General features: G+C 68.1%; 13 protein-coding genes and 1 riboswitch. Of the genes, 11 read left to right on the top strand and 2 right to left on the bottom strand.

Going from position 1 to position 18,842, the window contains the following annotated elements; all coding sequences use genetic code 11:
- Positions 1 to 101: 101 nt before the first annotated feature.
- The 4 genes from PotMrB4_RS25660 to PotMrB4_RS25645 all read left to right on the top strand — a co-directional run bounded on the left by PotMrB4_RS25660 (position 102) and on the right by PotMrB4_RS25645 (position 5,589).
- Positions 102 to 836 carry a response regulator transcription factor gene (locus tag PotMrB4_RS25660; RefSeq protein ID WP_107331359.1) on the top strand — a complete coding sequence of 245 codons (735 nt, stop codon included), beginning with the start codon at positions 102 to 104 and terminating at the stop codon, positions 834 to 836.
- Positions 833 to 1,606 carry a substrate-binding periplasmic protein gene (locus tag PotMrB4_RS25655; RefSeq protein ID WP_394354047.1) on the top strand — a complete coding sequence of 258 codons (774 nt, stop codon included), beginning with the start codon at positions 833 to 835 and terminating at the stop codon, positions 1,604 to 1,606. Before PotMrB4_RS25660 ends, PotMrB4_RS25655 begins: the two co-directional genes overlap by 4 nt.
- Positions 1,603 to 3,816: an ATP-binding protein gene (locus PotMrB4_RS25650; protein ID WP_172434804.1), complete on the top strand. Its 2,214-nt coding sequence runs from the start codon at positions 1,603 to 1,605 to the stop codon at positions 3,814 to 3,816. The genes PotMrB4_RS25655 and PotMrB4_RS25650 overlap by 4 nt, the downstream gene beginning before the upstream one ends.
- Positions 3,817 to 4,161: 345 nt before the next feature.
- Entirely contained in the window at positions 4,162 to 5,589 is a 1,428-nt protein-coding gene (locus PotMrB4_RS25645; RefSeq protein ID WP_172434803.1) for an amino acid permease, read from the top strand.
- 133 nt (positions 5,590 to 5,722) lie between these two features.
- Here the strand turns inward: PotMrB4_RS25645 and PotMrB4_RS25640 are convergent, their stop codons facing one another.
- Positions 5,723 to 6,670 carry an IS110 family RNA-guided transposase gene (locus PotMrB4_RS25640; RefSeq protein ID WP_172432356.1) on the bottom strand — a complete coding sequence of 316 codons (948 nt, stop codon included), beginning with the start codon at positions 6,668 to 6,670 and terminating at the stop codon, positions 5,723 to 5,725.
- A 684-nt stretch (positions 6,671 to 7,354) separates the two neighbouring features.
- Here PotMrB4_RS25640 and PotMrB4_RS25635 point away from each other — a divergent pair.
- Genes PotMrB4_RS25635 through PotMrB4_RS25610 form a run of 6 tightly spaced genes read left to right on the top strand, consistent with a single transcriptional unit; the run spans position 7,355 to position 15,014 of the window.
- The gene (locus tag PotMrB4_RS25635) at positions 7,355 to 8,143 is read left to right on the top strand and encodes an enoyl-CoA hydratase/isomerase family protein (protein ID WP_172434802.1); all 789 of its coding nucleotides are present in this window, start codon (positions 7,355 to 7,357) and stop codon (positions 8,141 to 8,143) included.
- 17 nt (positions 8,144 to 8,160) lie between these two features.
- Positions 8,161 to 9,321: an acyl-CoA dehydrogenase family protein gene (locus tag PotMrB4_RS25630; RefSeq protein ID WP_142013879.1), complete on the top strand. Its 1,161-nt coding sequence runs from the start codon at positions 8,161 to 8,163 to the stop codon at positions 9,319 to 9,321.
- Positions 9,322 to 9,331: 10 nt separating this feature from the next.
- Complete coding sequence (locus PotMrB4_RS25625; protein WP_172434801.1) at positions 9,332 to 11,419, top strand: acetate--CoA ligase family protein; 2,088 nt, start codon at positions 9,332 to 9,334, stop codon at positions 11,417 to 11,419.
- A 32-nt stretch (positions 11,420 to 11,451) separates the two neighbouring features.
- Positions 11,452 to 13,071, top strand: coding sequence for a 5-guanidino-2-oxopentanoate decarboxylase (locus tag PotMrB4_RS25620; protein ID WP_172434800.1), 1,620 nt, complete (start codon positions 11,452 to 11,454; stop codon positions 13,069 to 13,071).
- Between the two features lie 15 nt (positions 13,072 to 13,086).
- The gene (locus PotMrB4_RS25615; RefSeq protein WP_172434799.1) at positions 13,087 to 14,307 is read left to right on the top strand and encodes a pyridoxal phosphate-dependent aminotransferase; all 1,221 of its coding nucleotides are present in this window, start codon (positions 13,087 to 13,089) and stop codon (positions 14,305 to 14,307) included.
- Positions 14,304 to 15,014 (top strand): NAD(P)H-dependent oxidoreductase, encoded by a 711-nt coding sequence (locus tag PotMrB4_RS25610; RefSeq protein WP_172434798.1) that lies wholly within the window; start codon positions 14,304 to 14,306, stop codon positions 15,012 to 15,014. Before PotMrB4_RS25615 ends, PotMrB4_RS25610 begins: the two co-directional genes overlap by 4 nt.
- Before the next feature lie 53 nt (positions 15,015 to 15,067).
- Here the strand turns inward: PotMrB4_RS25610 and PotMrB4_RS25605 are convergent, their stop codons facing one another.
- Positions 15,068 to 16,504: a TolC family outer membrane protein gene (locus tag PotMrB4_RS25605; protein ID WP_074970584.1), complete on the bottom strand. Its 1,437-nt coding sequence runs from the start codon at positions 16,502 to 16,504 to the stop codon at positions 15,068 to 15,070.
- A gap of 207 nt (positions 16,505 to 16,711) precedes the next feature.
- Positions 16,712 to 16,818: riboswitch (TPP riboswitch) on the top strand.
- Positions 16,819 to 16,908: 90 nt separating this feature from the next.
- Between PotMrB4_RS25605 and thiC the strand changes: the two genes are divergently transcribed.
- Positions 16,909 to 18,792: a phosphomethylpyrimidine synthase ThiC gene (thiC, locus tag PotMrB4_RS25600; protein WP_107329283.1), complete on the top strand. Its 1,884-nt coding sequence runs from the start codon at positions 16,909 to 16,911 to the stop codon at positions 18,790 to 18,792.
- The last annotated feature ends 50 nt before the right edge of the window (positions 18,793 to 18,842 follow it).

Genomic DNA, 18,842 nt, shown 5'->3' with positions numbered 1-18,842 from the left:
CAGTAGTGGCTAGGCTGCTGCTTCCACCCGAGCCTCGGCCCGGGTGTCACCGTCCGACAACCAGAACAAGAAACGCCCCGGCACGCCGGAGGTGAAAGGTGATGGCGATGGTTCCCCGCGTATTGGTCGTCGATGACGATCCGGTGATTCGTGAGCTGCTGCAGAGCTACCTGGGCGATGAGGGCTACGAGGTGTTCTGCGCGGCCGATGCCGAGCAGGCCGAAGCCGTGCTGGCCAAGACCTCCCACCTCGGCCAGCCCGTGGAGCTGGTGCTGCTGGACGTCCGCCTGCCCGGCAAGGACGGCCTGACCCTGACCCGCGAGCTGCGGGTGCGCTCCGAGATCGGGATCATCCTGATCACCGGGCGCAACGACGAGATCGACCGCATCGTCGGCCTCGAATGCGGCGCCGACGACTACGTGATCAAGCCCCTCAACCCCCGCGAGCTGGTGTCCCGGGCGAAGAACCTGGTGCGCCGGGTCCGCCATGCCCAGGCCGAGCCCGGCCCCGTGCGCCAGGTGCTCAAGCAGTTCGGCGACTGGCTGCTGGACACCGATCGGCGCCGCATCATCGATTCCACCGGCCATGAAACGCTGCTCACCCAGGGCGAGTTCCAGTTGCTCAGCACCTTCCTGCGCAACAGCGGGCACACCCTCAGCCGTGACCAGTTGATGGACCAGATCCGCAACCGCGAATGGCTGCCCAACGACCGCTCCATCGACGTGCTGGTCGGGCGCCTGCGCCGCAAGTTGCGCGACGACCCCGCCGACCCGCAGCTGATCATCACCATCCACGGCGCCGGCTACCTGTTCACCGCCACCCCCAGCGAGGCCTGAGCATGCGCTGGCTGGCACTCCTGGCCTGGGGCTGGTGCAGCCTCGGGCTGGCGGCCGAGACCATGCGCTATTGCGACTACCCGGTGTACCCGCCCGTGTCCTGGAGCGATGGCCAGGCCGTACGCGGCCTGGCGCCCCAGGTGGTGAAGCGGGTGCTCCAGGAGCTGGGCTACGAGATGCAGGTGGTGGTGCTCGGCAACTGGAAGCGCTGCCTGATGGATGCCGCCAGCGGCCGCGTCGACCTGGTGCTGGCCTACCGCACCGGGGAGCGCCAGCAATACCTGGCGTTCGCCGAGGCGCCGGTGCTGCGGGAGGAGGTCGCGCTCTTCTACAACCGCCACAAGCCCCTGGCGGTAAAGCACCTGGCCGACCTCGCCGGTTACCGTGGCGGGCTGCTGTTCGGGGAAAGCTACGGCACCGAGTTCGACCGCTTCGTCACCCGCCAGGGGCGCATCGAATACGTCTCGGACAGCCGGCAGAACTTCGGCAAGCTGATCCGCCAGCGCATCGACTTCATCCCCTACGAGCGTCGCACCGGGCGGCTGTTCGTGGCGGGCATGCCGGGCGGCGAGGCCATCGTCGACGCGCCCGAACCCCTGGCGGTGGACTCCCTGCGGCTGGCCGTGTCGCGGCGCTCACCGCTCCTGGCGCGGCTCGACGACATCGACCGCATCCTGCAGGCGCTGCAGGCCGACGGCAGCCTGCAGCGCTGGCTGGAAGAGAGCGAGCGCGACTACCGCACCCAGGGGCGCCCCCTGGAGTCACCATGAAGGCCCTGCACGCCCCCGGACCGCTGGCCCGGCGCCTGCTGCAGCGGGTCCTCGGCTTCAGCTTGTGCGTCACCCTGCTGGCCGGCGCGGTGCAGCTGGGCCTGGAGTACCGGCGCGAGATGCAGGCCATCGAACAGCGCCTGGAGCTGATCCGCAGCGGTTACCTGGCCAGCTTCGAGCGCAGCCTCTGGGACCTCGACCAGGCCCAGTTGCGGGTGCAACTGCACGGCCTGGTGGACTTCCCAGACGTCGCCTGGGCGAGCCTCGCCAGCGAGGATTTCACCCTGGTCCAGGGCGACATCCAGGTGCCCGGCCCGGTGCGGGTCGAGCATTTCCCCCTCGGCTACCAGCCGCCCGACGGCGAGCGGCGCGCCCTCGGTGAACTGACCCTGGCCATCGACCTCGGGGCCGTTCATCGGCGCCTCTGGCAGAGCGGGCTGGACGGCCTGCTGTGGATGGGCGCCTTCCTCTGCGGCCTGGCGGTGGCCCTGAGCCTGCTGTTCCACAGCCTGGTGACGCGGCACCTGGAGCGCATGGCCGGCTTTGCCCAGCGCATGGCCGAAGGCGACCTGCAGCAGCCGCTGCACCTGGACAAGCGCGCCCGGCCCCGGCCGGACGAGCTCGACACCGTGGCCCAGGCCCTGGACACCATGCGCCAGGCCCTGGGGCGCGAGCGCAGCGAGCTGCAGCGCCAGGTCGAACGGCGTACCGCCAGCCTGCAGCGGGCCAAGGAGGAGGCCGAGGCCGCGAACGAGGCGAAGATGCGCTTCCTGGCGACCATGAGCCACGAGATCCGCACTCCGCTCAACGGCATCCTCGGCATGGCCGAACTGCTGCGCGACGCCGACCTGGGCACGCTGGAGCGCAAGCGCCTGCACGCCCTGCACAAGGCCGGGGAAGGCCTGCTGGCGGTGCTCGACGAAGTCCTGCTGTTCGCCCGGCTGGAAGACGGGGTGAGCCTGCCGGAAGCCGTCGAGTTCGATCTGAGCGAGCTGCTGGACGAAGTGCTGACGCTGCTGGAGCCCCGCGCCGAGGACAACGGCACCGTGCTCTCGCTGCGCCTGGACCCGTCGGTGAACCGCCGCTGCCGAGGGGCCGAGCAGTTCCTCCGCCAGGTGCTGAGCAACCTGGTGGCCAATGCCGTGAAGTTCACCGCCGACGGCGACGTGCGGGTGGAGGTGACCGCCACCCCGGCCCAGGGCGCGGCCCAGCGCGTGCGCTTCGTGGTCAGCGACAACGGCATCGGCATCCCCGAGGCGGCCCAGGCGCGGATCTTCGAGCGCTTCGTCCAGGCCAGCGACGCCGTCACCCGCCGCTACGGCGGCAGCGGCCTGGGGCTGGCCATCAGCAAGCGGCTGGTGGACGCCATGGGCGGGCAGATCGGCCTGCACAGCCGGGAAGGCGAGGGCAGCCGCTTCTGGTTCGACATCGAACTGCAACCGGCGGCGCTCCCGGCGGCCCGGCCGGTGGGCAACGCACCTGCGGGTCGTGCCCTGCAGGTGCTGCTGGTGGAAGACGTGGCGCTGAACCGCGACGTGGCCCTGGGGCTGCTGGAACGGGACGGCCACCACGTGCAGGCCGTGGACGATGCCCAGCCCGCGCTGGACGCCTGCCGCCAGCAGGCGTTCGACCTCATCCTGCTGGACATGCACCTGCCGGGCATGGACGGCATCGAGCTGTGCCGGGCGATCCGCCAGCAGGCGGACGGGGTCAACCGGGCGACCACCATCCTCGCCTTCACCGCCAGCGTCGAACCGGCCAGCGTCCGCCGCTACTTCGAGGCGGGCATGCAGGGCGTGCTGGCCAAGCCCCTGCGCCTGGACGCCCTGCGTCGTGCACTGGCCGTGCCCGGCAGCCCCCCGCCGGACGAGGCGGACGACGGAACCGCGCTCGACCCCCGTCTGCTGGCCACCCACCGCGAACTGCTGGGGGAGAACCGCCTCGCCGCGCTGGTCGGCGCCCTGCGCCAACTGCTGGCCGAGCAGATGCCGCTGCTGCACGAAGCCATCCGCGCCGACGACCGGGACGAAGTCGCCGGCCTGGCCCACCGCCTTGCCGGCAGTTGCCGGTCGCTGGGCTGGCGTGGCCTCGGGAACTGCCTGGCGGCCCTGGAAGCCGCCGCCCTGGCGGGCGAGGCGCTGCAGGGCTGGAGCGAGCGCCTGGACCGGGAGCGGGCGGCGGCCGAGGCGCAGATGCAACAGCTCGCCTGAAGGACACTTATAAAAACTACCTGCGTTGTCATCGCGGCGTTAAAAACAGGCTCGTGCGCGAGTCCGATCAAAATGCTCATTTACCGCACGTAAACTGCGCTTTTTCGCCTGTTTTTGCCTTGCGATGACTGCCTCGCCTACGTTTTTAAAAGCGCCCTGAAGCGAGACAGCTTCATTACAGCTTTTTACAACTTCGATCCCGGCGATCAACGGCGCCTTACATCTCCTTCGAATAATCCAGCGGTATCCGTGCTCGAGCCACGGCCTCTGATCGATTGGAGATAACAACAATGACCCAACGTAGAGTTCCGCTCACCCGCACCCGCCGTTCTCCGGAGGTGCGCCATGTCTGAGACCCGTCACGCCGGCAGCGGCGAGAAAATCCAGCTCACCCGGGCGCTCAAGAGCCGGCACATCTTCATGCTCTCGCTCGGCGGGGTGATCGGCACCGGCCTGTTCATGGGCTCGGGCGTCACCATCGGCTCTGGCGGCCCGATGGGCGCCATCCTCGCCTACCTGGTCGCCGGCCTGCTCATGTACCTGGTGATGGTCTGCCTCGGCGAACTCTCGGTGCAGATGCCGGTCTCCGGCTCGTTCCAGGCCCACGCCACGCGCTTCATCGGCCCGGCCACCGGCTTCATGATCGGCTGGGTCTACTGGATGAGCTGGGCCTCCACGGTGGGCCTGGAGTTCACCGCCGCCGGGATGCTGATGACGCGCTGGTTCCCGGATGTCCCCATCTGGGTGTGGTCAGGGTTGTTCGTGGTGGTGTTGTTCTCCCTCAACGCCCTGGCGACCCGGGCCTTCGGCGAGGCCGAGTACTGGTTCTCCGGCATCAAGGTGGCGGCCATCCTGGTGTTCATCCTGGTGGGGCTGCTGGCGGTGTTCGGCGCCATTCCCCTCGAAGGCCAGTCAGCGGCGCCGGGCCTGGCCAACCTGGTGGGGGATGGCCTGTTCCCCAACGGGCTGGCCGCCGTGTTCGCGGTGATGATGACGGTGGTCTATGCCTTCCAGGGCTGCGAGATCATGGGCGTCGCCGCCGGCGAGACCGACCAGCCGGAGAAGAGCATCCCCCAGGCGGTGCGCAACGTGGTCTTCCGCGTGCTGATCTTCTACGTGCTGGCCATCGGCGTGCTGGCCGCCATCGTCCCCTGGCGTGAGGCGGGGCTGATGGAGAGCCCGTTCGTTCAGGTGTTCGACAAGGTGGGCATTCCCTATGCCGCCGACCTGATGAACTTCGTGATCCTCACGGCGATCCTTTCCGTGGGCAACTCCGGGCTCTACGCCTCCACCCGCATCCTCTGGGCCATGTCCAAGACCGGCATGGCGCCGCGCCAGCTGTCGAAACTGAGCGCCCGCGGCGTGCCGCTGTACGCGCTGCTGATCACCCTGTGCTTCGCCCTGCTGTCGCTGCTGACCAGCATCGTCGCCGCCGACACCCTGTTCATGGTGCTGATGGCGGTGAGCGGCATGGCCGGCACCGTGACCTGGATCGTCATCGCCTACGCCCAGTACCGCTTCCGCCGCGAGCACATGGCCAAGGGCGGCACCCGGGCCGACCTGAAGTACTCGGCGCCGCTGTTCCCGCTGGTGCCGCTGGCCTGCATCGCCATCTGCTGCTCGCTGTTCGTCTTCCTCGCCCTGGACCCCACCCAGCGGCCGTCGCTGTACTGGGGCTTCGGCTTCATCGCTGTGTGCTACGGCGCCTACTTCCTGATCCGCCGCAGGCGTGGTGGTGACGTGGGGGAGGAGATCGTCCCCAGCATCGGCTGAACCCCGTGTCACGACCAAGGCCCCGCACTGCGGGACCTTGGTCGTGGCTAATCTCCCCACAGCGTGTTGCTGATTGCTGAGTTCTGCTGATGTCGCCTGTTTCGCCTTGCCGGGCGAGCAACCGTGTTCAGCGTCAAGCCACTTGAGGCCTGAAATGTGCCTGATCACGGAGCATCGCATTGAGGATGGTGAGCAGTTTCCGCATGCAGGCGACGACCGCTACTTTGCCGGGTTTCCCCTGTTCTTTTAGTCTCCGATAGAAGCTGTGCACGACCTCGTTGCGGCTGCGAATGGCCGACAGCGTGGCCATGTAGAGCACCTTCCTGACTTCGGATCGCCCACCCCAAACTCGCCGGGTACCCCGGTAGTAGCCGCTGTCCCGGTTGAAGGGCGCGACACCCACCAATGCCGCAATCTGCTTGCGGTTCAGGTGGCCCAGCTCTGGTAGTAGAGCCAGCAACGTGATTCGACATACGGGCCCAATACCTTTCACTTCAGCCAGCAAGTCATCCTTGGCCCGCCAGATCTCTGATTTTTGAATGGCATCATTCAACCCTGCATCGCTGGCTCTGAGGCGCTTTTCCAGCCACTGGATATGCAGCTTGATGTCACGCCGCAAGGCCTTGCCTGCTGCCTGCTGCAAGCGCAGCTTCTCGGCGACCATCATGTCGACCAATTGACGCCGACGCCCAACTAGATCCGCCAGTTCGAGCGCTTGCTCCTCGGGTAGCGGCCGTACGGTGGGACGAATGGCAATCCCGAATGTGGCGAGAACCCGAGCATCCAACGCGTCAGTCTTGGCCAGTTGGCCCGATGCCTTGGCAAAGTCACGGACCTGCCTTGGATTGGCCAGTACCAACGGCAATTGCTGTGCAGCCAGCTCCGCAATCAGGAGACGCTCCAGGCCACCCGTTGCCTCAGCCACGATGAGGTTGGGTGCCAAGGCCAGCATATCGGTGGCCAGTTGGGCCCTACCTGAAGCGTCGTTGGCATAGCGCTGGAGCGTGGCGCTGCCACTGACGAAGACATCGAGAAAGTTCTTCGAGATATCGATTCCGACAACGAGGAGTTCTTGGTTCATGGCATTCCTCTCTCACCCTGACTTGCAGAAACGAGCTTTGAGCTCAGGCAACCGTTCGGGTTAATCAAGAAGAACCTGCTCCGACCCTCGCTCGCCCACGATCTGGAGATCTAGTTTCTGGCGGTCTGAAGCAGGTGTGGAACAACTTACAAGTTTCTTTTTTCAGTCGCCAAAAAAGAAACCAAAAAGGCTCGCCCCTGCATACGGGTCCCGCTGCGCGGGACTTCCCTCGCTCCATCGTCGTTCCAGGGGCCCGCGCTGACGGGCCATCCCTGGCCCGGCAGCGCTCTCGCGACATCCATGTCGCTAAACCCCTTCCACGACGATTCCACTCGGCCTCCTGAAGGGGCAGGTTTCGCCGCCCCACCTTCTGAGCCAGTTAGGGGAATGGCTTGCGCTTCAGGCAGAAGGACCATGAGACCGCTAGTGCAAGGCTCAGGAGGCTCGCAATAGCGGATTGGAACATCGCCTTTCCGTGGCGTAGAGATCTTTGTTCGAAGTTGTAACGCTGCCGGAGGCCAGCGCCGTCTGCGCGCCCTTCGGCGCCAGGGCTGGCGCGTTCCGGCGGCTTTGCACGCTTCGTTACAGGCGGCTGCCGGGGTGGATTGTGGTCTTGTTGAACGACTGTTTAGCATGAGGCCACGCATTCGCCTCCGCACAATCAACGACAAGAACGAGGGCCGCATGACACAGCCATCCCCGCTCAGCCGGGTCCAGGGCGGTATCGCCTGGATCACCCTGAACCGCCCTGCGCAGCGCAACGCGCTGGACATCCCCACGCTCAAGAACCTGCTGGCCCAGCTGGACGCCCATGAGGCCGACCCGGCGGTGCGCGTCATCGTGCTGACCGGTGAAGGCCGCAGCTTCTGCGCCGGCGCCGACCTCGCCGAATGGGCCGAAGCCGAAGCCCGGGGCGAGCTGGAAACCTACGGCTGGACCGAAACCGCCCACGCCCTGATGCGCCGCCTGCATGGCCTGGACAAGCCGACCATCGCTGCCCTCAACGGCACCGCCGTGGGCGCGGGGATGGACCTGGCGCTGTGCTGCGACTTCCGCATCGCTGGCGCCTCCGCGCGCTTCAAGGCCGGCTACACCGGCATGGCCTACTGCCCGGACGCCGGCGCCAGCTGGCACCTGCCGCGCCTGATCGGCAGCGAAGCGGCCAAGCGCCTGCTGTTCCTCGATGAGCTGTGGAACGCCGAGCGCGCGCTGAGCACCGGCCTGGTCGGCGAGGTGGTTGCCGATGAACACCTGCTGGCACAGGTCGGCGAATTCGCCGCGCGCCTGGCCGCCGGCCCGACCTTCGCCTTCGCCCAGACCAAGCGCCTGATGCGCGAGGGCGCCAGCCGCACCCTGGCCCAGCAGCTGGAAGCCGAGCAGGCCGCCGGGCTGCTCTGCGGCCGCAGTGACGATGCCGCCGAGGCGCTGCGCGCCGTGACCGAGAAACGTTCCCCCCAATTCAACGGCCGCTGACGGCTGCAGGTGATGCCATGGATTTTCAACTGACCCAGGAACAGGACATGCTCGTCGAGGCGGTCAAGGCCTTCGTCGAGAAGGAGCTGCTGCCCCACGAAGAAGCAGTGGACCGCGCCGACGCCGTATCCCCGGAGCTGGCCGCGCAGATTCGCGGCAAAGCCATCGCCGCTGGTTTCTACGCCTTCAACATGCCCGAGGACGTCGGCGGCGGTGGCCTGGACTACCTGTCCCAGGCGCTGGTCGAGCGCGAGCTGTCGAAGGTGTCCTGGGCGCTGCATGTGTTCGTTGCGCGGCCGTCGAAGATCCTCATGGCCTGCACCGGCGCGCAGATCGGCGACTACCTGCTGCCGTGCGTGCAGGGCGAGAAGATCGACTGCTTCGCCCTCACCGAGCCGGGCGCCGGTTCCGACGCCAACGCCATCAAGACCCGCGCCGTGCGTGACGGCGACGACTTCATCATCAACGGCGCCAAGCACTTCATCAGTCACGCCGGGCATGCCGATTTCGCCATCGTCTTCGCGGTGACCGACACCTTCGAGCGCAACGGCAAGAAGCGCAACGCCGTGACCGCCTTCCTGGTGGACAAGGGCACCGCCGGCATGACCGTGCGCCGGGGGCCGAAGTGCGTGAGCAACAAGGGCTACCACACCTACGAGATCTTCTTCGACGACTGCCGCGTGCCGGCCTCCAAGGTCCTCGGCGAAGTGGACAAGGGCTGGGAAGTGGCTAACGCCTGGCTCACCGCTGGCCGCGTGATGGTGGCTGCCAACTGCGTCGGGCAGGCCCAGCGCGCGCTGGACCTGGCGCTGCAGTGGTCCGCCGACCGCAAGCAGTTCGGCCAGCCCATCGGCAGCTACCAGGGCATCTCGTTCAAGCTCGCCGACATGGCCACGCAGATCCGCGCCGCCGAGCTGATGACCCTGCACACCGCCTGGAAGATGGACCGCGGCACCATGACCGACGGCGAGGCCGGCATGGCCAAGCTGTTCGCCAGTGAAGTGCTCGGCAAGGTGGCCGACGAGACAGTGCAGATCTTCGGCGGCATGGGCCTGATGGACGAAGGGCCGGTGGAGCGCATCTGGCGCAACGCGCGCATCGAGCGCATCTGGGAAGGCACCTCGGAGATCCAGCGCCACATCATTTCCCGCGAACTGCTGCGTCCGCTGCTGCGCTGAGGCCCGTGCCATGAAACGCGAAAACCTCCAGCGCCTGCTGGCGCCCCGTCACCTCGCCTTCATCGGTGGCCGCAGCATGGCGCGCGCGCTCAAGCGCTGCGCCGAAGGCGGCTTCCCGGGTGCGATGTGGCTGGTCAACCCGCAACACGACGCGCTCGAAGGCGTGCCCTGCGTGCGCACTATCGCCGACCTGCCCGAAGGGCCGGACGCAGTGTTCGTCGCCACCAATCGCGACCTGACCCTGCAGGCCGTCGCCGAGCTGGCCGCCAAGGAGGCCGGTGGCGTCATCTGCTACGCCTCCGGCTTCGCCGAGACCGGCGCCGAAGGCGAAGCCCTGCAGCGCCGCCTGCTCGCCAGCGCCGGCGACATGGCCCTGCTGGGCCCCAACTGCTACGGCCTGCTCGACTACCTGCACGGCGCCGCGCTGTGGCCGGTGGCCCATGGCGGGCAGCGGGTGGAGAAGGGCGTGGCGGTGCTCACCCAGAGCGGCAACTTCGCCTACAACCTGTCCATGAGCGACCGCTCGCTGCCCATCGCTTACATGGCCTCGGTGGGCAACCAGGCGCAGCTGGGCGTGGCCGAACTGATGGACGTGCTGCTGGACGAGCCGCGCGTGACCGCCATCGGCCTGCACCTGGAAGGGCTGAGGAACGTTCCCGGCTTTGCCCGCGCGGCCTACAAGGCGTTGCAGAAAGGCATCCCGGTGATCGCCCTGAAGACCGGCGTGTCGCAGATCGGCGCCGAACTGGCGCTCAGCCACACCAGCTCCCTGGCCGGCTCCGACGCCCTGTACGACGCGCTGTTCGAGCGCCTCGGGGTGATCCGCGTCAGCGGCCCGGTGAGCTTCATTGAAACCCTCAAGGCGGCCGCCTGCGGCAACCTGCCGGCCGGTCCGCGCCTGGCGGCGCTGGCATGCTCCGGTGGCGACGCCGGGCTGATTGCCGACTACGCCGAACGCAACGGCCTGGCCCTGCCCAAGCTGGTCGACGCCCAGCGCGCCGAGCTGGCCCAGGTGCTGCCGGACTACGCCAACATCGCCAACCCGCTGGACTTCACCACCGCCATCTGGGGCGACGGCCCGGCGCTGGAGCGCATGCTCGACAGCGCCCTGCAGACCGACGCCGATGCCGCCCTGCTGGTGCTGGACTACCCCGGCGAGGAAACCGGCGAGCGCCCGCAGTGCGACCTGCTGCTGGCGCTTTACTGCGCGGCGCTGGAGCGCCACGGCAAGGTAGGCTTCATCGCTTCCGCGTTGCCGGAGCTGCTGCCCAGGCAGGCCCGTGAACGGCTGCATGCCCACGGCGTCGCCGCGCTGCAAGGCGTGGAAGACGGCCTCGCCGCCTGGGGGCGCATCGCCCATTACCGCCAGCGCCGCGACGCGCTGCTGGCCCGTGGCGAAGCGGCGCTGGTGCCGCTCTGCCCGCAGGCCCTCGATGGCGAAGGCCGCTTGCTGGACGAGTGGCAATCCAAACAGGCGCTGAAGGCCTTCGGCCTGCCGCTGCCGCGTGCCGGCCTGAGCACGCCTGCGCAAGCCCGTGAAGCGGCCGCCGACGTCGGCTTCCCATTGGCGCTGAAAGTGGTCAGCGCGCAGCTGCCGCACAAGACCGAAGCCGGCGGCGTGGCGCTCCACCTGCGTAACGAGGCGGCGCTGGAAGCGGCGCTGTTCGACATGCGCGCGAACATCGCCCGCCACGCGCCCGGCGTGCCCTTCGAGCAGGTGCTGCTGGAGCGCATGGCCAACCCGCCGTTGGCCGAGCTGATCGTCGGCATCAAGCGCGAGAACGGCTTCGGCCTGGCGCTGGTGCTGGGGGCCGGCGGCATCCTCGTCGAGTTGCTCAAGGACAGCCGCAGCCTGCTGCTGCCCACCACCGATGCGGCGATCCGCGATGCCTTGCTCAGCCTGCGCAGTGCGCCGCTGCTCACCGGCTTTCGCGGCCGCCCGGCGGTGGACCTGGAGGCGCTGGTGGAGGCCATACGCGCCGTCGCCGACTACGCCTGCGAACACGTGGACAGCCTGCTGGAGCTTGATGTGAACCCGCTGCTGGCGGACGCCGAAGGCGCCGTGGCGGTGGATGCACTGATCCGCTTCGCCGAATGACCGTCACGCTTCAGCCCTTGGGGAGACGACCCATGCAACAGACCACACCTCTCACCGGCGGCCAGGCCCTGGTCCGCCTGCTGGCCAACTACGGGGTCGACACCGTGTTCGGCATTCCCGGTGTACACACCCTGGAGCTGTACCGGGGCCTGCCCGGCCGCGGCATCCGCCACGTGCTGACCCGCCACGAGCAGGGCGCCGGCTTCATGGCCGATGGTTACGCGCGGGTCAGCGGCAAGCCGGGCGTGGCCTTCATCATCACCGGGCCGGGGGTGACCAACGCCGCCACCGCCATCGGCCAGGCCTACGCCGACTCCATCCCGCTGCTGGTGATCTCCAGCGTCAACCACACCGCCAGCCTCGGCAAAGGCTGGGGCTGCCTGCACGAGACCCAGGACCAGCGTGCGATGACCGCGCCGATCACCGCGTTTTCCGCCGTCGCCCTGAGTGCCGAGGATTTGCCCGAGCTGATCGCCCGCGCCTACGCCGTGTTTGACAGCGAGCGCCCGCGCCCGGTGCACATCTCCGTGCCGCTGGACGTGCTCGCCAACCCGGTCGCCCGCGACTGGACCCATGAGGTGGTGCGCCGTGCCGGCCGTGGCCAGCCTTGCGCCGCCGCGCTGCGGCAGGCTGTGGATAAACTCCAGGCCGCCCGGCGCCCGATGATCATCGCCGGCGGCGGTGCGCTGCAGGCCGCCGATGCCCTGGCCGCGCTGAGCGAGCGCCTGGCCGCGCCGCTGTTCACCAGCGTCGCCGGCAAGGGCCTGCTGGCGCCGGAAGCGCCGCTCGCCGCCGGCGCCACCCTGTGCACCCAGGCCGGTTGGGACATGATCGCCGAGGCCGATGTGGTGCTGGCCATCGGCACCGAGATGGCCGACACCGATTACTGGCGCGAGCGCCTGCCGCTGACCGGCGAGGTGATCCGCGTCGACGTCGATTCGCGCAAGTTCAACGACTTCTACCCGTGCGCCGTGGCGCTGCTGGGGGATGCGAAGGCCACCGCCGAGGCGTTGCTCGCCGCGCTGCCGGCTGCCGCGCGGGATGCGGCCAGCGCCCGTGAGCGCATCGGCCGGCTGCGTGAGCAACTGGAGGCCAGCCACGCCCCGCTGCAGCGCCTCCACCAGGCGATCCTCGAACGCATCGCCCAGGCGCTGCCGGACACCGCCTTCATCGCCAGCGACATGACCCAGCTGGCCTACAGCGGCAACTACCTGTTCCCCAGCCGGGCGCCGCGCAGCTGGTTGCACCCCACCGGCTACGGCACCCTCGGCTACGGCGTGCCGGCCGGCATCGGCGCCAAGTTCGGTGCGCCGGAGCGCCCCGGCCTGGTGCTGGTGGGCGACGGCGGCTTCCTCTACACCGCCCAGGAGCTGGCAACCGCCACCGAGGAGCTGGACAGCCCGCTGGTGGTGCTGCTGTGGAACAACGATGCGCTGGGGCAGATCCGCGACGACATGCTCGACCTGGACATCGAGCCCATCGGCGTGCTGCCGCGCAACCCGGATTTCGCCCTGCTCGGCCGCGCCTACGGCTGCGAGGTGCGCCAGCCGCAGAGCCTGGATGCGCTGGAGCAGGACCTGCGCGAGGGCTTCCGCCATCCAGGGGTGACCCTGATCGAGCTGAAACACGCCTGCGCCCAACAGGCCCGCTGACCCAAGGAGCTGCCCATGCGCTACTCGAACTTCACCCAACGCATCGCCGGCGACGGTGCTGCCGCCTGGGACATCCACTACCGCGCCCTGGCGCGTATGGAGCAGGGCGACGACATCCTGCTGCTGTCGGTGGGCGATCCGGACTTCGACACGCCGGTGCCCATCGTGCAGTCGGCCATCGACAGCCTGCTGGCCGGCAACACCCATTACGCCGACGTGCGCGGCAAGCGTTCGCTGCGCGAAGCCATCGCCCGTCGTCACAGCCAGCGCAGCGGCCAGGCGGTCACCAGCGACGACGTGGTCGTGCTGGCCGGTGCGCAGTGCGCGCTGTATGCCGTGGCGCAGTGCGTGCTCAATCCGGGCGACGAGGTGATCGTCGCCGAGCCGATGTACGTCACCTACGAGGCGGTGTTCGGGGCCTGTGGCGCCACCGTCGTGCCGGTCCCGGTGCGCTCCGAGCACGGCTTCCGCGTGCAGGCCGAGGACGTGGCCGCGCGGATCACCCCGCGCACCCGCGCCCTGGCGATCAACAGCCCGCACAACCCCTCCGGCGCCAGCCTGCCGCGTGCCACCTGGGAAAAGCTGGCCGAGCTGTGCGTGAAAAATGACCTGTGGATGATTTCCGACGAGGTCTACAGCGAGCTGCTGTTCGAGGGAGAGCACATCAGCCCCGCCAGCCTGCCGGGCATGGCTGAGCGCACGGCGACCCTCAACAGCCTGTCGAAGTCCCACGCCATGACCGGCTGGCGCGTGGGCTGGGTGGTGGGCCCGCGCGCGCTCTGCGGGCACCTGGAGAACCTGGCGCTGTGCATGCTCTACGGCTCGCCGGACTTCATCCAGGACGCTGCCTGCACCGCGCTTGAGGCGCGCTTGCCGGAGCTGGAGGCCATGCGCGAGGCCTACCGCCAGCGCCGCGACCTGGTGCTCGACTGCCTGGCCGATTGCCCCGGTGTGCGCGCCCTGCGGCCGGACGGGGGCATGTTCGTGATGGTGGATATCCGCGCCACCGGGCTCTCCGCCCAGGCTTTCGCCGACCGGCTGCTGGACGGCCACGGGGTCTCGGTGCTGGCCGGCGAGGCCTTCGGCCCCAGTGCGGCCGGGCACATCCGCCTGGGCCTGGTGCTGGGCGCCGAGCCCCTGCGCGAGGCCTGCCGCCGCATCGCACGTTGCGCGGCCGAGGTGCTTGAGCAGGGCGTGTCCTCTTCCAATGATCCAGCGCGACGGGAGTTCGCATGAATGTATTGATCGTCCACGCCCACAACGAACCGCGCTCCTTCTGTACCGCGCTGTGCCGGCTCGCCGAGCAGACGCTCCGGGAGCAGGGGCACGCGGTGAAGGTGTCGGACCTTTATGGGATGAACTGGAACCCGGTGGCCAGCGAGGCGGACTTCCTCGAGCGGCGCAATCCGGACTACCTGGTGTACGCCCTGGAGCAGCGCGAGGCGGTGACGGCCCAGACCCTGGCTGACGACATCCGCGAGGAGCTGGACAAGCTGCTGTGGGCGGATCTGGTGATCTTCAACTTCCCGGTCTACTGGTTCTCCGTGCCGGCCATCCTCAAGGGCTGGTTCGACCGGGTGCTGGTGTCCGGCATCTGCTACGGCGGCACGCGCTTCTACGACCAGGGCGGGCTGGCGGGCAAGCGCGCCTTGCTGACCCTGACCCTGGGCGGGCGCGATCATATGTTCGGCCCGGGGGCGATCCACGGCCCGCTTGAGGACATGCTGCGACCGGTCCTGCGCGGCACGCTGGCCTACACCGGCATGACGGTGCTGCCGCCGTTCGTCGCCTGGCACGTGCCCTATGTGAGCGACGACGTGCGGGCCGGCTACCTGCAGGCGTACCAGGCGCGGCTCGCCGGGATCGAGCAGGACGAACCGCTGGTCTTCCCCCGTCTCGACCAGTTCGATTCGCGGCTGTACCCCTTGCCCGCAGAGGGCTGAATGGCCCAGGAACGAAAAAGCCCGGCATGTGCCGGGCTTTTTCATGGGGCCTGTCAGTTGGCCTTGTTGCGCAGGCTGGCTTCCGCCGCCTTGGCCAGGTCCGGGGGCAGGAAGTCCTTGTCCGGGTCGTAGTCCGCCTTGAGGAAGCCGGCCAGGGCTTCTAGGTCGGCCGGGCTCAAGGTGCCGGCGGCCTGCTTCAGGCGCAGGTTGTCGAGGATGTAGTCGTAGCGGGCGTTGTTGTAGTCGCGCACCGAGCTGTACAGCTGGCGCTGGGCGTCCAGCACGTCGACGATGTTGCGGGTGCCGACCTGGTAGCCGATTTCGGTGGCTTCCAGGGCGCTCTGGTTGGAGATGATCGACTGCTTGCGGGCCTTGACCTGCTCGACGTCGGTGTTCACCGCGCGGTGGTAGTTGCGGGTGTTCTGCACCACCTGGCGGCGCAGGCTTTCGCGCTGCTGCTCGGTCTGGCTCAGGCGCTGGTAGGACTCGCGCACCTGGGAGCTGGTCAGGCCGCCGCTGTAGATCGGGATGTTCAGCTGCAGGCCGATGGTGCGCTGCTCGACATCGCTGCCGTAGCGCACGGGGCTGGTGCCGCTGTTGGTGAAGCCGAGGCTGTCGTTGTCGCCCTTCTGGTACTGGGCGACGGCATCCAGGGTCGGGGCATGGCCGGACTTGCGCTGGCGCAGGGTTTCCTCGGCGGCGTCCACGGCGTGGTTGCTGGCCTGCAGGTTGAGGTTCTGCTGGGCGGCGGTGTCGACCCAGGCCTTGGCGTCGTTCGGGCTGGGCACCACCACCGGCAGGGTGTGCTGGATGCCTTCGATGGCGCCGTATTCACGGTTGGTCAGGGTGGTCAGCGCCTGGAAGGCGTCTTCCACATTGCGCTCGGCGATCATCCGGTTGGCGCGGGCGGTGTCGTAGCCGGCCTGGGCTTCGAGCACGTCGGTCTTGTCCGAGAGGCCCACGTCGAAGCGCTCGTTGGCCTGGTCGAGCTGGCGCTTGAAGGCAGCTTCCTCGGCCTTGGTGGAGGCGAGGTTGTCCTGGGCGCGGAGCACGGCGAAGTAGCCTTCGGCGGTCTGCAGGATCAGGTTCTGCTGGGTCGCGGAGAACTCCAGGGAGGCCTGTTCGGTGCTGGCCTCGGCGGCCTTGAGCTGGAACCAGCGGTCAGCGCGGAAGATCGGCTGGCTGAGGCTGGCCTGGTAGACGATGCCGCTGCGCGAGCTGGTGGCCGAGGGCTGGTCCAGCTTGGTGCGGGTGTCGTTGGCGCTGGCGCCGCCATTGATCTGCGGCAGCAGGCCGGCACGTGCCTGGGGCACGGCCTCGCGCTGGGCTTCGAAGTTGGCGCGGGCGGCGGCGAGGTCGGCGTTGTTGTCGACCGCGTCCTTGTACACGGTTACAAGGTCCGTCTTGGCTGACAGCGGGGCGTTGGCTGCCCAGGCGGTTCCGGCGAATGCGGAGGCCACGGCAACAGCCAGTGAGAGTCTGCGCAGCATGATCAATCCTGGATTCAGTGGGGTCGGGCAAGGCTACGGGTGCCGTGGTACGCGGTCAAGACAACCGCCAGGCGGGCTGAGTGTAGTTTGCCGGACGTTATGTTGCCTGCCCGGAACAATACTGTTTTCAGCGGATTTCCTGACGCGCGGGTCATTTATTTACCGGTGCGGGCTTGGTTTGTGGCGGCGGGCTTGATTAGACTGCGCGAGTTCTTGTCGGGGTGCCTCGAATCGGAGGCTGAGATCGGAAAGTTCCGGATCCCGTTGAACCTGATCAGGTTAAGGCCTGCGTAGGGAACAAGATGTGCCTCTCCCGCCTTGCACTCCGGAGAGGTCCCTCTCGGCACCGGCCCCGGTGCACTCTGCCTTTCAGGTTCGCTCCGACATCACCCAGGAGCCTGCCGATGACCGCAAAACAACAACGAAACCTGAGCGAGAGCGCCCAGGTCGATCAGCAATCCGTCCAGCCGTTTCCCCGTTCCCACAAGGTCTATGTTCAGGGCTCGCGCCCCGATATCCGCGTGCCCATGCGCGAGATCGCCCTGGACGTGACCCCCACCGCCTTCGGTGGCGAGATCAACGCGCCGGTGACCGTCTACGACACCTCCGGCCCCTACACCGATCCCGCCGTGCAGATCGACGTGCGCAAGGGCCTGGCGGACATCCGCAGCCCCTGGATCGATGACCGCAACGACACCGAACGCCTGCCGGGCCTGACCTCCGAGTTCGGCCAGCGCCGCCTGGCGGACGCCGAGCTGTCGGCCATGCGCTTCGCCCACGTGCGCAACCCGCGCCGGGCCAAGGCCGGGCACAACGTCACGCAGATGCACTACGCGAAGAAGGGCATCATCACGCCGGAGATGGAGTTCGTCGCCATCCGCGAGAACATGAAGCTGGCCGAGGCCCGCGAGGCCGGCCTGCTGAAGGAGCAGCACCCGGGGCACAGCTTCGGTGCTGCCATTCCGAAGGAGATCACCCCCGAGTTCGTCCGCGAGGAAGTCGCCCGCGGCCGCGCCATCATCCCCGCCAACATCAACCACGTGGAGCTGGAGCCGATGATCATCGGCCGCAACTTCCTGGTGAAGATCAACGGCAACATCGGCAACTCGGCCCTGGGCTCCTCCATCGAGGAAGAGGTGGCCAAGCTGACCTGGGGCATCCGCTGGGGCTCGGACACGGTGATGGACCTGTCCACCGGCAAGCACATCCACGAGACCCGCGAGTGGATCATCCGCAACTCGCCGGTGCCCATCGGCACCGTGCCGATCTACCAGGCCCTGGAGAAGGTCGGCGGCATCGCCGAGGACCTGACCTGGGACCTGTTCCGCGACACCCTGATCGAGCAGGCGGAGCAGGGCGTGGACTACTTCACCATCCACGCCGGCGTGCTGCTGCGCTATGTGCCGCTGACCGCCAAGCGGGTCACCGGCATCGTCTCCCGTGGCGGTTCGATCATGGCCAAGTGGTGCCTGGCGCATCACCAGGAGAATTTCCTCTACACCCACTTCGAGGAAATCTGCGAAATCATGAAGGCCTACGACGTGTCCTTCTCGCTGGGCGACGGCCTGCGTCCCGGCTCCATCGCCGACGCCAACGACGCGGCCCAGTTCGGTGAGCTGGAGACCCTTGGCGAGCTGACCAAGGTGGCCTGGAAGCACGACGTGCAGACCATGATCGAAGGCCCCGGTCACGTGCCCATGCACCTGATCAAGGAGAACATGGACAAGCAGCTGGAATGCTGCGACGAGGCGCCGTTCTACACCCTCGGCCCGCTGACCACCGACATCGCCCCCGGCTACGACCACATCACCAGCGGCATCGGCGCTGCGATGATCGGCTGGTTCGGTTGCGCCATGCTCTGCTACGTCACGCCCAAGGAGCACCTGGGCCTGCCGAACAAGGATGACGTGAAGACCGGGATCATCACCTACAAGATCGCCGCCCACGCCGCCGACCTCGCCAAGGGCCACCCCGGGGCGCAGATCCGCGACAACGCCCTGAGCAAGGCGCGCTTCGAGTTCCGTTGGGAGGACCAGTTCAACCTCGGCCTGGACCCGGACACCGCCCGCGCCTTCCACGACGAGACGCTGCCCAAGGAGTCGGCCAAGGTGGCCCACTTCTGCTCCATGTGCGGGCCGAAGTTCTGCTCCATGAAGATCACCCAGGAAGTGCGCGACTACGCCAAGGAGAACGGGCTGACCGATGAACAGAAGGCCATCCAGGCCGGGTTCGCCGAGCAGTCCGGGCGGTTCCGCGAAGAAGGCTCGGTGATCTACAAGCAGGTCTGACCGAGCCGGGCCCGGCGTGCCCCAGGCATCGCCGGCGCCCCGATCCACCC

The organism is Metapseudomonas otitidis (genome assembly GCF_011397855.1).
Taxonomy (GTDB): domain Bacteria; phylum Pseudomonadota; class Gammaproteobacteria; order Pseudomonadales; family Pseudomonadaceae; genus Metapseudomonas; species Metapseudomonas otitidis.
This window is presented reverse-complemented; position numbering and strand designations above follow the sequence as displayed.

Bases quoted from the DNA above. Each gene is read 5' to 3' on its own strand.
- PotMrB4_RS25640 (WP_172432356.1), bottom strand. From the start codon at position 6,670: ATGAACCAAGAACTCCTCGTTGTCGGAATCGATATCTCGAAGAACTTT.
- thiC (WP_107329283.1), top strand. From the start codon at position 16,909: ATGACCGCAAAACAACAACGAAACCTGAGCGAGAGCGCCCAGGTCGAT.
- PotMrB4_RS25630 (WP_142013879.1), top strand. From the start codon at position 8,161: ATGGATTTTCAACTGACCCAGGAACAGGACATGCTCGTCGAGGCGGTC.
- PotMrB4_RS25650 (WP_172434804.1), top strand. From the start codon at position 1,603: ATGAAGGCCCTGCACGCCCCCGGACCGCTGGCCCGGCGCCTGCTGCAG.
- PotMrB4_RS25610 (WP_172434798.1), top strand. From the start codon at position 14,304: ATGAATGTATTGATCGTCCACGCCCACAACGAACCGCGCTCCTTCTGT.
- PotMrB4_RS25645 (WP_172434803.1), top strand. From the start codon at position 4,162: ATGTCTGAGACCCGTCACGCCGGCAGCGGCGAGAAAATCCAGCTCACC.
- PotMrB4_RS25615 (WP_172434799.1), top strand. From the start codon at position 13,087: ATGCGCTACTCGAACTTCACCCAACGCATCGCCGGCGACGGTGCTGCC.
- PotMrB4_RS25605 (WP_074970584.1), bottom strand. From the start codon at position 16,504: ATGCTGCGCAGACTCTCACTGGCTGTTGCCGTGGCCTCCGCATTCGCC.
- PotMrB4_RS25635 (WP_172434802.1), top strand. From the start codon at position 7,355: ATGACACAGCCATCCCCGCTCAGCCGGGTCCAGGGCGGTATCGCCTGG.
- PotMrB4_RS25620 (WP_172434800.1), top strand. From the start codon at position 11,452: ATGCAACAGACCACACCTCTCACCGGCGGCCAGGCCCTGGTCCGCCTG.
- PotMrB4_RS25625 (WP_172434801.1), top strand. From the start codon at position 9,332: ATGAAACGCGAAAACCTCCAGCGCCTGCTGGCGCCCCGTCACCTCGCC.
- PotMrB4_RS25660 (WP_107331359.1), top strand. From the start codon at position 102: ATGGCGATGGTTCCCCGCGTATTGGTCGTCGATGACGATCCGGTGATT.